Origin of the sequence: Novosphingobium sp. SG707, assembly GCF_012275515.1 — a bacterium.
Lineage (GTDB): Bacteria > Pseudomonadota > Alphaproteobacteria > Sphingomonadales > Sphingomonadaceae > Novosphingobium.
Genome location: NZ_JAAZQL010000001.1, coordinates 426,010 through 439,709, shown reverse-complemented (window position 1 = coordinate 439,709; position 13,700 = coordinate 426,010). Strand labels below are relative to the sequence as shown.

The 13,700-nt window shown below is 64.1% G+C and carries 10 protein-coding genes; 5 read left to right on the top strand and 5 right to left on the bottom strand.

Going from position 1 to position 13,700, the window contains the following annotated elements; translation table 11 throughout:
• Positions 1-9: 9 nt before the first annotated feature.
• Together FHW92_RS01730 and FHW92_RS01725 are read right to left on the bottom strand one after the other, a co-directional pair.
• Positions 10-1,224, bottom strand: coding sequence for an alpha/beta hydrolase-fold protein (locus FHW92_RS01730; RefSeq protein WP_168601494.1), 1,215 nt, complete (start codon positions 1,222-1,224; stop codon positions 10-12).
• Positions 1,225-1,333: 109 nt separating this feature from the next.
• Positions 1,334-2,839 (bottom strand): aldehyde dehydrogenase family protein, encoded by a 1,506-nt coding sequence (locus FHW92_RS01725; protein WP_168601493.1) that lies wholly within the window; start codon positions 2,837-2,839, stop codon positions 1,334-1,336.
• A gap of 260 nt (positions 2,840-3,099) precedes the next feature.
• On the opposite strand from FHW92_RS01725, the gene FHW92_RS01720 reads away from it, so the two are divergent.
• The 5 genes from FHW92_RS01720 to FHW92_RS01700 all read left to right on the top strand — a co-directional run bounded on the left by FHW92_RS01720 (position 3,100) and on the right by FHW92_RS01700 (position 10,000).
• A complete protein-coding gene (locus tag FHW92_RS01720) occupies positions 3,100-5,163 on the top strand; it encodes a hydantoinase/oxoprolinase family protein (protein WP_168601492.1) in 2,064 nt (687 codons plus the stop codon).
• 16 nt (positions 5,164-5,179) lie between these two features.
• Complete coding sequence (locus tag FHW92_RS01715; RefSeq protein ID WP_168601491.1) at positions 5,180-7,054, top strand: hydantoinase B/oxoprolinase family protein; 1,875 nt, start codon at positions 5,180-5,182, stop codon at positions 7,052-7,054.
• Positions 7,055-7,114: 60 nt separating this feature from the next.
• Positions 7,115-7,969, top strand: a complete 855-nt coding sequence (locus FHW92_RS01710) for an isocitrate lyase/PEP mutase family protein (protein WP_168601490.1) — start codon at positions 7,115-7,117, stop codon at positions 7,967-7,969.
• A 4-nt stretch (positions 7,970-7,973) separates the two neighbouring features.
• Entirely contained in the window at positions 7,974-9,092 is a 1,119-nt protein-coding gene (locus tag FHW92_RS01705; RefSeq protein ID WP_168601489.1) for a zinc-binding dehydrogenase, read from the top strand.
• Positions 9,093-9,205: 113 nt separating this feature from the next.
• On the top strand, positions 9,206-10,000 hold the full coding sequence (locus tag FHW92_RS01700; RefSeq protein ID WP_168601488.1) for an IclR family transcriptional regulator C-terminal domain-containing protein: 795 nt from the start codon (positions 9,206-9,208) through the stop codon (positions 9,998-10,000).
• A gap of 34 nt (positions 10,001-10,034) precedes the next feature.
• Here FHW92_RS01700 and FHW92_RS01695 read toward each other — a convergent pair whose 3' ends face one another.
• Genes FHW92_RS01695 through FHW92_RS01685 form a run of 3 tightly spaced genes read right to left on the bottom strand, consistent with a single transcriptional unit; the run spans position 10,035 to position 13,608 of the window.
• A complete protein-coding gene (locus FHW92_RS01695) occupies positions 10,035-11,537 on the bottom strand; it encodes an aldehyde dehydrogenase family protein (RefSeq protein WP_172249123.1) in 1,503 nt (500 codons plus the stop codon).
• A complete protein-coding gene (locus tag FHW92_RS01690; RefSeq protein ID WP_168601487.1) occupies positions 11,534-12,685 on the bottom strand; it encodes an FAD-dependent monooxygenase in 1,152 nt (383 codons plus the stop codon). The genes FHW92_RS01695 and FHW92_RS01690 overlap by 4 nt, the downstream gene beginning before the upstream one ends.
• Entirely contained in the window at positions 12,682-13,608 is a 927-nt protein-coding gene (locus FHW92_RS01685) for a polysaccharide deacetylase family protein (protein ID WP_168601486.1), read from the bottom strand. Before FHW92_RS01685 ends, FHW92_RS01690 begins: the two co-directional genes overlap by 4 nt.
• Positions 13,609-13,700: the final 92 nt, after the last annotated feature.

Sequence of the window (13,700 nt, the reverse complement as noted above, 5' to 3'; positions counted from 1 at the left end):
TGAACAGGCCTATTTGAACAGGCGGGGCGCGAAATCGGCCAGATAATCGCGCCAGTTCATCCAGGTGTGCCCGCCCTCGCTCTCATGATAGACATGGGCAATGCCGAAACGGTCGAATACCTCGCGGGTGGGCTTGACCGAGGCATAAAGGAAATCCTCCTTGCCCATTGCGAAATAGACCAGATGCATATCGCGCCCCGCCTGTTTGAGCGCGGCGGCGTTCTCCGTGGCGAATTCCTCGATCCGCTTGGGATCGACGCCGGTCTGGCTGCCGATGCCCACGCCCATTGAGAAGATGCCGATCCAGTGGAAAGTGCCGGGGCGCGTCAGCCCTTCACGGATCGTGTGCGAACCGCCCATCGACAGGCCCGCCATGGCCCGCGCATCGGCGGTGGCCACGGTGCGATATGTCCGGTCGATCAGGGGGATCAGGTCGCGGGTCAGATCATCGCCAAAATCATGGGCGTGGAAATCAATCGCGCGGGCCGCATCGGGCGTATGGCCATCGGGCATGACCACGATCATCGGCTTGACCTTGCCCTCTGCGATCATCCGGTCGAGGATCTGGTTCGCATGGCCGATCCCGGTCCAGCTCTCATCATTGTCGCCCGCGCCATGGACCAGATAGAGCACCGGATAGCGCTGATTGCCGCCCTTTTCATAGCCGGGAGGGGTATAGACATGCGCCCGCCGGCGGCTTTTCAGCGAAGCCGACCAGTAATCCACGCTGGCCACCGCGCCATGGGGCAGGCTCGCGTCCCATGCCTGAAACCGGCTGCCGGGCACTTCAAGCACTGCTTCTATGCCATAGCGGGTGCGCGAAAAAGCCTGCGCATAGGGATCGGCGGTGCGGACCCCATCGACGCGGAAGGCATAGCGATAAGGGCCGGGTTTGAAGGGCTTGGCGGTCGTCCCGCTCCACAATCCGGTGTCATCGCGGGTCAGGGTCAGCCCTTGCGGCGTGCCCACCGGAAAGCCCATGGGGATCACCTCGCCCGCATCCGAACTGGTGGCCAGCACTTCATGGGCCAGCGGGGCGCAAAGCCGGAAAGTCACGCGGCCATCGGGCAGCACCTCGAAGGATTGCACCGGCGGGGCCTGCGGGGTGAACCACGGCTTTTGACAGGAGGCGTTCTGGGCCATGGCGGGGGCGGCCATCGCGGCCCCGGCGCACAGCAGGATAGGTAACAGGCGGCTGAACGGTTTGGCTTTTCGGCCCCGCATGGATTGTCTCCCTTTCGACTGGAAAGGGAAAGCTGGCGCGGCGGGGCCACTTCACAACGCCCCGCCCCCGCCTATCCGCCCATCGGGCAGATCATCTCATACGCCCCCGTCACACGACCGCGCAGACAGTCTTCCATTCCAGATAATTGTCCATCGCCTGCCGCCCCGAATCGCGGCCCCAGCCCGATGCCTTGACCCCGCCGATGGCCAGCGAGGCGTCATACATCGCGTGGCAATTGATCCACACCGTCCCGGCGCGAATGTCGCTGCTCATGCGGTGGGCGTGGCTCAGGCTTTCGGTCCAGACGCTGGCGGCAAGGCCATATTCGCTGGCATTGGCCGCCGCGACCACTTCCTCAATGTCGTCATAGGGCTGCGCCACCAGAACCGGACCGAAAACCTCCTCGCGCACGATTTCGAAATCGGGCTTTACGTCCACCACCACGGTCGGGGTGATGAAGGTGCCCGCCTCGCCGGTGCGTTCGCCGCCCGCCAGCATGGTCGCGCCCTGCGCCTTGGCCCGCGTCAGGAAACCTTCGACGCGCTCGGCATGGCGGGCCGAAACCACCGGGCCCATCTGGGTGTCGGGCAATAGGCCGTGGCCCAGCTTGATGCTCCGCGCATAATTGGCCACGCCTTCGACCACCTGATCGTGGATGGAGCGGTGGACATAGAGGCGGCTGCCCGCGATGCAGACTTGCCCTGCATTGAAGAAGATCGCATTGGCCACGCCCGGAATCGCCAGATCAAGATCAGCATCGGGCATCACGATCGAGGGCGACTTGCCGCCCAGTTCCAGCGTCACGCGCTTGAAATTGGTCTTGGCCGCATCCAGAATCGCCCGGCCCGTGGCGGTGGAGCCGGTAAAGGCCACCTTGTCCACGCCCGGATGATTGGCCAGCGCCGCGCCCGTCTCGCTGCCCAGCCCGGTCACCACGTTCAGCACGCCCGCAGGCACGCCCGCCTCCGCCATCAGTTCGGCCAGACGCAGCGCGGTCAGGCTGGTGTCCTCGGCAGGTTTCAGCACGATGGTGCAGCCCGCCGCCAGCGCCGGGGCCAGCTTCATCGCGGTCAGCACCAGCGGCGAATTCCACGGCACGATGGCCGCCACCACGCCCACCGCCTCGCGCAAGGTCCAGGACCGCATCTGCTTTCCGGCGGGCTGATAATTGATCGAGCTTTCGATCGTATTGCCCTCGATGGTCATCGCCTGTCCGGCAAAGAAGCGGAACTGATTGACCGCGCCCGGAATTTCGGCCCAGCGCCCGACATAGAGCGGCTTGCCCTGATCGAGCGTTTCCAGCTCGGCCAGCTCGTCAATATGCGCCTCGATCAGATCGGCGATCTTCCAGAGGATGCGCGCGCGCTCAACCGGCACCGTGGCGCGCCAGAGCGGCAGGGCCGCGCGGGCGGCCTCGACGGCGGCCTCGACATCACCGGTGCCGGCCGCGGCAATCTCGGCGGTCCGCGCGCCGGTGGCGGGGTCGAGCGTGGGCAGCGTGCGCCCACCTTCGGCCTTGCGCCAGCGCCCTGCGATAAACAGGCCCTCGCCCGCACCGCGCCGGGCCAGAAATTCGCGCGAATCGCTGCGCAGCGTGTTCAGATCAAGGGCCATCGGTACTTTCTCCATGATTGGCGCGTCCGCCTTGGCTGTGAACCTGCCCATGGGCCGGGGGAATGACCACTGCGCGAGGGCAAAAATTCGCTTGGCGGATAGTCCGCGCCCAAAGCCGGGCCAAGCGCGGCGATTGCGTTACGCCTTCACCCCATTGGCGCTGACGATCACGTCACAGCCTTAGAGCATCTGGAACCGGCAGGCCAAGGCCCCAGGCCAACAGCCGCCGGCACATGAAACCAAAGGAAGCCGGGGAAAATATGACCTACCGATTGGGTGTAGACGTTGGAGGGACCTTCACCGACCTCCTGCTTTTCGACCAGACCAGCGGCAAATTCTGGCGCCACAAGACGCCTTCGACGCCGCATGACAGTTCGGAAGGCATCCTGAACGGCGTGAGCGCGATTTGCGAAAAGGCCGGGATCAGCCCTTCGGATGTGGAATTCTTCCTGCACGGCACGACGGTTGCCACCAATGCCGTGCTGGAAGGCAAGGGCGCGCGGGTGGGCCTGATCACCACGCAGGGCTATCGCCAGGTGATGCAGATCGCGCGGTCCTTTGTGCCGGGCGGTCTGGCGGGATGGATCGTATGGCCCAAGCCCGAGCCGCTGGCCGCGCTGCAGGATACGCTGGAAATCGCCGGGCGCATGGATGCCGACGGCAAGGAAATCAGCCCGATTGACGATGCCGAAATCCGCGCGGCGCTGACGCAATTGCGCGATGCGGGCGTTCAGGCGCTGACGGTTTCCCTCGTCAACGCCTATCTCAACGGCGCGCATGAAAAGCGCGTGGGCGAACTGGCCGCAGAGATCATGCCCGATGTGCCCGTCTCGCTTTCCCACGAAGTCCTGCCCGAAATGCAGGAATATGAGCGCACGCTGACCACCGTTGCCAATGCCAGCGTACGCCCGGTGATGCGCCGCTATGTCCGCAACCTGCGCGACAAGCTGCGCGGGGCGGGCATGGCCGGTTCGCTTTCGCTGCTGCGTTCGGATGGCGGGTTGATGTCTTCGGAAAAGTCGGAAGAGCATCCCGTTTCGCTGCTGATGTCGGGTCCGGCGGGCGGCGTCACCGGCGCGATCTGGGTCGGCAAGAATTCAGGCATCAGGAATATTCTGACGCTCGACGTGGGCGGCACCAGCACCGACGTGGCGCTGATCGAAGGGCTTGAGGCCCGCCGCCAGCGCGACACCGAAGTGGGCCATTTGAAGGTCCGCGCCTCGGCGCTGGACGTCAAGACCGTGGGCGCGGGCGGCGGCTCGATCGCCTATGTGCCGGAACTGACCAAAGCCCTGCGTGTCGGCCCGCAATCGGCGGGCGCGGTGCCGGGTCCGGTAGCCTATCAGAAGGGCGGCACGCTGCCGACCGTGACCGACGCCAATGTGGTGCTGGGCTATCTGCCCGAAAACCTGCTGGGCGGCACGTTCCAGTTGGACCGCGAGGGCGCGAAAAAGGCGGTGCAGACCATTGCCGACGCGCTGGGCATCGGGTTGATGGAGGCCGCGCGCGGCATCATCGATATCGTCAACGAGAACATGTTTGGCGCGCTGCGCATGATCTCGGTGCAGCAGGGCTATGACCCGCGTGATTTCGCGCTGATGGGCTTTGGCGGGGCGGGTCCGCTCCATGTCAACGCCGTGGCGCGACTGATGGGTTCGTGGCCTGCGGTCTCGCCGGTTTCGCCGGGCGTGCTTTGCGCTCTGGGCGATGCCACCACGCGGATGCGCACGGAAACGGCGCGCAGCTTCTCCAAGCGCGTGGCCGACACCGCCGAGGAGGACGTCATCGCCGTGCTCGACGACATGGCCCGCCAGACCCGCGCCGAACTGCTGGCCGAAGGGATCAACGAGGCCGACATCACCAGCCTGTTCGAACTGGACGTGCGCTATGAAGGGCAGGCCTTTGAAGTGCCGCTCTCGATCGACCCGGAAACGCTGCGCCGCGATGGCCTGAAGGCCGTCACCGACCGTTTCGACGCCGAGCATCTGCGTCTCTTCACCTTCAACATGGATTCGGCCCATGAACTGGTGAACCTGCGCGCGGTGGCCATGGGGCCTGCGCTCGATCTGCCCGCGCCCGAATTGCCCAAGTCCGACGGCAATCTGGACCGCGCCAAGATCCGCGACCATGAACTCTGGGCCGATGGCGCAATGATGCCCGCCGCGATCTATGACCGCGCGCTGCTGCAATCGGGCGATGTCATCCCCGGCCCGGCCATCGTCGTCGAAATGGACTCCACCACGCTGATCGAGGCGGGCTGCAACGGCACCGTCGATCACGTCGGCAACATCCTCATCAACCCCGACCTCATCAAGCAAGCCTGAGAAGGAGGCAAGACCCATGCCCGCACAGATCATTCAGGCCAATGAAACGCCTTTTGCCACCGTGGCCGTAGATCCGGTCACGCTGGACATCATCGAAAACGCCCTGCGCAACGCCCGCATCGAAATGGACGCCACGCTGGTGCGCACCGCCATGTCGCCCGGCATCCGCGAACAGGGCGACGCCTTCCCGCTGATCGCCGACTATCAGGGCCGCATGATCGTGGGCCAGTTCGGTTCGTACATCGGCCCCTTCCTCGAAGGCTATGACGGCACGGTTGAGGACGGCGACCTGATCTTCCTGTCTGACCCCTATTCGGTGGGCGGGGCGATCTCGCACTGCAACGACTGGCTGGTGCTGCTGCCCGTGTTCAAGGACGGGCGCCTGATCGCCTATACCTCGATGTTCGGCCATCAGAGCGACATCGGCGGCATGGTGCCCGGGTCGATGCCGATCCACGCCACGTCGATCTTTCAGGAAGGCGTACGCATCCCGCCCGTCAAGATCTGGAAGAAGGGCGTCTATAACGAAGACCTGATCAAGCTGGTCATGCATCAGAGCCGCACGGCCGACTGGTGCAAGGCGGACCTCAACGCGCTGATCGCCTCGTGCCGCGTGGCCGCCGCCCGCGTGGTGGAAATGGCTGAGCGCTTTGGCGACGACATGTTCACCTCGGCCACCGACCTGCTGCTGGATCGCAATTACCGCGCGATGAAGCACCTCATTGAAACCTCGATCGGCGAGGAAAAGGTCAGCTTCGAGGACTACATCTGCGACGATGGTATGGGCTTTGGCCCTTACAAGATCAAATGCACGATGTGGCGCGAAAACGGCCCGAATGGCACCAGGGTCGTGCTGGACTTTGACGGCACCGATCCCCAGTCCCAGGCCTCGATCAACATGCTGCTCAACGAGAACATGATGCGCATGTTCTTCGGCATCTACATGATCATGGTCTTCGATCCGCAGATCCTGTTCAACGACGGTTATTATGACCTCATTGACGTGCGCATCCCCGAAGGATCGTTGCTCAAGCCCAAGTTCCCCGCCGCGCTGTCGGGCCGCACCCACGTGCTGGGCCGCCTGTTCGACATCCTTGGCGGTCTGCTGGGGCAAAAGACGCCGGAATTCCTCAATGCTGCGGGCTTCTCGTCGTCGCCTCACCTCTTCTATGCGGGCACGGACAAGGCGGGCAAGTGGTTCCAATTGTTCCAGATCGGCTTTGGCGGCATTCCGGGCCGCCCGATGGGCGACGGGCCCGACGGGCATTCGCTCTTCCCCGGCTTCACCAACGTGCCCAATGAGTTTCTCGAACGCTACTTCCCGCTGATCATCGAACGGTATGAAACGGTGGCGGATTCGGGCGGCGCAGGTCTGCATCGCGGCGGCAACGGCATCGACATGGTCTATCGCTTCCTCGAGGACGGCGTGATCGCCATCCATGACGACCGCTGGTTCGTGCCGCCATGGGGCGTGAACGGCGGCGAACCGGGCGCTCGCGCGCGCAAGGTTCTGGTCAAGAAGGACGGCACCGAGATCGTCGTCGGCAACAAGCTGGAGGATTATCCGGTCGAGGCGGGCGATCGCCTGCACTTCATCACCTGGGGCGGCGGCGGCTGGGGTGACCCGCTGGAGCGCGATCCCGCGCTGCTCGCCAAGGAACTGGCGCAGGGGCTGGTGACCGAGAAGGGCGCGCTGCGTTATGGCGTGGTGCTGGTCGATGGTGCGGTGGATGCCGCCGCCACCGAGGCTCTGCGCGCCAAAATGCGCGCCGAGCGCGGCCCCATCGAAACCTTCAACTTTGGCCCGGACCTCGAAACGCTGCGCGCCAATTGCCTGGCCGAAACCGGCCTGCCCGCGCCGCAGGCGCCCAAATGGGCCACCGTCGCCTAAAACCTATCCGGCCCCGAAGGCGTCCGCTTTCGGGGCCGCAACAATCGCAGGAAGAACATCATGGCCAATCCCATCCTTCGCCAAAAGCTGGAAAGCGGCAAATTCTTTGTCGTGCCCGGCATTCAGGACATGATCACGGCGGCCATCGCCAACAAGGTGGGCTTCGACATCGTCTATGGCACCGGCTACTGGCTGACGGCCAGCGCATGGGGCCTGCCCGACGCAGGCATCGCCACCTATACCGAAATGCTCAACCGCATGACCACGCTGGTGCGCACCAGCAACAGCGCGGTGATTGCCGATGGCGACACCGGCTATGGCGGGCTGCTCAATGTGCATCACACGGTCAAGGGCTATGAGGCGGCGGGCGTCACCTGCATCCAGCTTGAAGATCAGGAATTCCCCAAGAAGTGCGGCCACACGCCCTTCCGCCGCTGCATCCCGGTCGAGGATATGGTCGACAAGATCAAGGTCGCCGTCGCCGCACGCGAGAGCGAGGACTTCCTCATCATCGCCCGTAGCGACGCGCGCCAGAGCGAAGGTTTCGACGCCCTGATGCGCCGCATGGAAGCCTATGACAAGGCCGGCGCCCATGTCATCTTCCCCGAAGCGCTGGAAAGCGAAGAGGAAATGGCCAAGGCCTGCTCGCTGTTTGAAAAGCCGGTGATGGCCAATATGGCCAATGGCGGCTCGACCCCCATCCCCAACGCCAGCGTTCTGGAAGAGATCGGCTATGCCTACGCCATCTATCCCTCGCTGACCTCGCTGGTGGCGGCCACGGCCATGGAAAAGTGCCTGCGCGACCTGAAGGATCACGGCATTGGCGAGCCCGAAGGCATTTTCAACTTCAAGGAATTCTGCGGCCTGATCGGGTTCAACGAAGTCTGGGATTTTGAAAAGAAGTGGGCAAAGTAAGACCATGAGCCAGACCATCACCGCCGCCGTGCTGACCCAGAGCGGCAACAACCCCGCCCCTTATGGCGCGAACAGGCCACTGGATGTGAAATCGGTGGAACTGGCCGATCCTTTGCCCGGCGAATTGCTGGTGCGGATTGATGCGGCGGGCCTGTGCCATTCGGACCTGTCGGTCATCAACGGGGATCGCCCCCGCCCGATGCCGATGGCGCTGGGGCATGAGGCGGCGGCGACGGTGCTGGCCATCGGCGATCCGGCCGAACGCGACATTGCCGTGGGCGACCGGGTGGTGCTGGTGTTCCTGCCCTCCTGCGGCCAATGCGTCGCGTGCCAATCGGGCGAGGGCTACCTCTGCCCGAATGGCGCGGCGGCCAATGGGCGCGGCGAATTGATGCGCGGCGGGCATCGCCTGTCGTGTGATGGCGCGCATGTCCATCATCACCTCGGCGTCTCGGCCTTTGCCAGCCACGCCGTGGTCGACCGGCGCAGCGTGGTGAAGGTGGACGCCGACATTCCGGCCGAAACCGCCGCGCTGTTCGGCTGCGCGGTGTTGACGGGGGTTGGCGCGGTGATGAACACCGCCGCCGTCCGCCCCGGCGAAAGCGTGCTGATCTATGGCCTTGGCGGGGTGGGCCTTGCCGCCCTGCTCGGCGCCTTGGCCAGCGGTGCGCAGCCGGTCTATGCGGTCGACCCTAGCGCGGAAAAGCGCGCGCTGGCGCTCGAACTGGGCGCGGCGGGCGCCTTTGCCCCGGGTGAGGAAGAAGCCGCGCGCGGCGCCGATGTGGTCGTCGAAACCGTGGGCAAGGCCGCCGTGCTGGCGACGGCCTATCAGGCGGCGCGGCGTGGGGGGCGGATCGTGACAGTCGGCCTGCCCAATCCGTCCGAGTCGCTGTCGATCAACGCGCTTTCGTTGGTCGCCGACGGCAAGACATTAATGGGCAGCTACATGGGTTCCTCGATCCCTTCGCGCGATATTCCGCGCTACATCGCCTTGTGGCGCGCAGGTCGCCTGCCGGTGGAAAAGCTGCTCACCTCGATCAGCCCGCTGTCGGAAATCAACGCTTTGATGGACAAATTGGCCAGCGGCGCAGCCATCCGGCAGGTGGTCATTCCCGGCGGCTAAATGGATATACGCCAGAATGCGTATCCGCCTGTCGGATAAACTGGCGTCCTTTTCGGAAAAATGACAATCTCCTGACACTCTCACGACAATAGAGTTTCACGGGAGAAACGGTCATGGAAAAGGGTGTTCCCATTCGGTCGATCACGCGGTCAATCGCCGCGCTGAAAGCCATCAATCGTCACGGCTCGCTTTCGATGATGGAAATCGCGAAGGCGAGCCAGGTCCCCTATCCCACCGCCTGCCGCATCGTGCAGACGCTGCTGTATGAGGGCCTGATCGAGCAGGAGCCGGCGCGCAAGCGTTACCGCGCCACCGCGCTGGTCCAGACGCTGGCCACCGGTTTTCAGCATGACGATGAACTGGTGCGTATCGCGCGGCCGCATATCGTGGCGCTGACGCGGCGGGTGGGCTGGCCGGTGTCGGTGGCGATCCGGGTGGGGCGCGACATGATGCTGCGCGATTCCACCCATGCCAATTCCTCGCTGACTTTCGAGCACTACTATCCCGGCTTTACGCTGCCCATTCTGGACAGCGCCTCGGGCAAGGTGTCGATGGCCTTTGCCGATGACGAGGATCGCGAGATGATCCTGCGCTTCATGCGCGTGTCGCAGGATATCGACCTCAACTATCTGGCGACCGCTGAGGTTGGCCTTGATGTCGAACGCATCCGCGCCGACGGCTATGCGGTGCAGGGGCGCAATCACCACAATCTGACGCCGGGCAAGACCTCGTCCATCGCGGTGCCGGTGTTCCGCAACGGCCATTTCGAGGCGGCGATCACGCTGGCCTTTTTCGTGGCCGCGATGAAGCTTTCGACCGCGCTCGAACGCTATCTCGATGATCTGAAGGCCACTGCTGCGGCGATCAGCCACGATCTGTCGAATGGCGCACCCGTAGGCAGCGCATAAAAAAAGGGGCGGGAATTTCCCCGCCCCTTTCGTGTTACAGCCGGGCTGTTACGGCCTTGGTTTCGAGATAGGCGTCCAGCCCTTCCCGGCCAAATTCGCGGCCCCATCCCGACTGGCCAAAGCCGCCGAACGGGATGTTGGTGCCCACCGCGCCGTGGCAATTGATCGAGACATGGCCCGCGCGGATCCGCTTGACCATGCGATGCGCGGTCGACAGATCGCGCGTCCACACGCTGCCCGACAGGCCGAAGGGCGTGTCATTGGCAAGCTCGGCAATCTCGTCCAGATCGGTGGTGGCGAATTTCTGCACCGCCATCACCGGGCCAAAGATCTCATCGCGCACGATCGACATATCGGGCCGACAATCGGCAAAGATCGTCGGCGGAATGAAATTGCCGGGGCGGTCCAGCTTGTCCCCGCCGCAGACCAGCGTGGCCCCCGCCGCCTTGCCCGCCTCGATGTAACCCATCACCTTGGCGCTATGCGCGTCCGAGATCATCGGCCCCTGCATCGTGGCCGGGTCCAGCCCGTGGCCCAGCTTCATGCCCGCCGCAAAGGCCGCCACGCCCTCGACCAGCGCGTCATGGATCGCCTCATGCGCAAAGATGCGCGTGCCCGCCATGCAGTTCTGGCCCTGAAGAAAGAAGGTCGCCAGCGCCACCCCAGGGACAGCCAGCGCCAGATCGGCGTCCGGCATCACCACCACCGGCGATTTGCCGCCCAGTTCAAGACTGACCTTTTTGAGGTTGCCCAAGGCGGCCTGCACGATCTTCTTGCCGGTCACGGTCGATCCGGTGAAGCTGATCTTGTCCACGCCCGGATGCTCGGCCAGCGCCGCGCCGCAATCCCCGCCAAAACCATTGACGATATTGACCACGCCCGCCGGGAACCCGGCATCCAGAATCATCTGCCCCAGCGCCAGCACCGAGAGCGGGGTTTCCTCGCTGGGCTTCATCACCACGGTGCAGCCCGCCGCCAGCGCAGGCGCCAGCTTCAGGATGGCCGTGGAAAGCGGCACATTCCACGGCACGATCAACCCCGCCACGCCCACCGGCTCGCGCAGCGTATAGGTCAGCGCCTCGGTCTCGGCGGCAATATGGCGCGGCGGGGCGGTGGTGGTGCCCTCGATCCGCATCACCGCGCCCGCGTAATAATCGACCATTTCGACGCAATTCGCCGTGGTCAGCCCGGCGATGAAACCGGGCATGCCATTGTCGACAATGTCCAGCTCAGTCAAAAGCTGCGCATTGGCCTCCATGATCCGGGCAAGGCGGAACAGGATTGCGGTGCGGTCCGAAACCGTCATCCGCCCCCATGCGCCATGAAAGGCGCGGCGGGCGGCGGCCACGGCGGCGTCCACCTCGGCCGCGCCGCCGGTGGCGAAGCGGGCCAGTTCAAGGCCGGTGGCCGGGTCGCGGGTAATATGTTCACCGCTGCCGTCAACCCATGCGCCGTCGATCAGCAACCGATGCTGCTGGCCCAGAAAGGCGGCGGTTTCGGGGGCGATGGCGTGGCCATCAAAGGGCAACACGTTCATACTTCCACCGTGCGCGGGTCATAAAGAAACAGGCCGAGCGATTCCTCGTCCTTCATGCCTTCAAGGCCGAAGAAATCGGTGTTCTGCCCCTGCATCCGGTCGGCATTGGCATTCGATTCCTGCTGGATGAAGGTCGCGCGTTCGTGGCGCGCCTTCTCATAGCGGGCAAGGCCCTCGGCAGCGGAATCCGAGGCGGCCAGCGCGCGGGCCAGCACCACCGCATCCTCGATCCCGCAAGCCGCGCCATGGCCGAGGAACGGCGTCATCGCATGGGCCGCATCGCCGATCAGCGTGACATTGCCGTCCAGCACCCAGCTCGGCATCGGCTTGCGCGCGTTGATCGCCCATTTGAACAGCGGCTGGGCAATTGCGGCCTTCAGCAGACGCTGCGCATCCTCGCACCAATGGCCATAGATCGCCTGCAATTCATCCGGATCGGCAGGCGTGGTCCAGCCTTCCTGATTCCAGCCCTCCTGCCGGGCGAAGAAGACGAAATTCATCACCTTCGAACCGCGCACATTATAGCGGTTCATCATCGCACCGGGGCCGATGATGATGCCGGGGAAGTCGGAAAGATCCTGAATTTCCGGCGTCACCGGCACAAGGCAGCGCCATGCGACATGGCCGGTGAAATGCGGGGCATCGTCGCCAAAGCGCTGACGGATGACGCTTTTCACGCCATCGGCACCGACCAGCACATCGGCGCTGAATTGCCGCCCATCGGCCAGCGTCACGGTGGTTCCCTCGCTGGACACGACAGCAGCCCCGGCGATCATCTCCACCCCGGCGCGCTCCGCCGCACGGGTCATCACGCCATGCAGATCGGCGCGGTGAACGGTGATATAGGGCGCGCCATATTTCTCACGCTGGGTCGAACGGTCAAACGCCACCAGCGTGCGCCCGTCCTGCCAGTGCTGGATGCGCTGGCGGGTGGGTTCGACGGCAACGGCGGCGGCTTCCTCGCAGATGCCGATGAAATCCAGCCCCTTCATCGCGTTAGGCGTCAGCGTCAGACCCGCGCCGATTTCGCCGAATTGGGGCGCGGATTCGAGCAGCGTCACCTTGAAACCCTGCTGGGCCAGCGCGGCCGAGGCGGTCATGCCCGCCACGCCGCCGCCAACAATCAGAATGGTCTGCGGCTTGCTCACTTTGCACCGCCTTCAAGCTGGCCGGGGATGTGCGATTCATGGTTCTCCAGATACCACTCCGCGATTTCCTCGCGGGTTGCCCACCATACGCCGGGCAGGCTCTTGGCATGTTCGATAAATTCGCGCAGCGCGCGGACGCGATGGGCGCGGCCCGAGACGTGCGGGTGGAGGCCCACATTCATGATCCGCCCGGTCTTGGCGCCCTCAGCATAAAGCACGTCGAGTTCCTCGATCAGCGCGTCGCGGAACTGGTCGGTGGTAAAATTCTTGCGCGTAATGAAGGTGAAATCGTTGATTTCGTTAGAATATGGCACTGAGACGATCGGACCATGCGGCGTCTTCAGCAGATAGGGCTGATCGTCATTCATGATGTCGCAGTAGAATTTGCAGCCATATTCGGCCAGAATATCGGCCGTCTGCATCGTGCCGCGCAGCGAGGACGACAGCCAACCCTTCGACTTGCGGCCGGTGTATTTCTCGAACTGGTCCAAAGAACGCAGGATGATGTCGCGCTCCTTTTCCGGCTGATGCGCAAAGGAGGTCAGCAATTCGCCCTGCTCCCAATTGTGCGTCAGCAATTCCCAACCGCGCTCAAGGCAAGCATCGGTCATCGCCTTGCGCCGCTCAAACGTCACGGCATTGGTGGTGCAGCTCGCCTTGACGCCCAGTTCGTCGAACAGATCATAGAGACGCCAGATGCCAACCCGCTGACCATATTCGCGCCAGGTGAAATTGGGAAAGTCGGGCGTGTTGGCAGGCAGCGAATCCGGCAGGATCGCCGGGCCGCCCGCGTAATAGGGCTTGTCGCTGTCCTTGGTCAGATCCCACGTCTCAAGGTTGAAGGTCAGGATCAGCGCCACCCGCGCGCCATTCGGCCACTTCAGAGGCTGGCGGGCGGGAAGGGGAATGTAATCATAGTCCATGAGACGTTACTCGCTTGGCAAAATATGGTGCGACACAAACATTATTGAGCCTCCGCGCCCATCGGCAAGCACCGAGTCTCCGCAATGCGAAC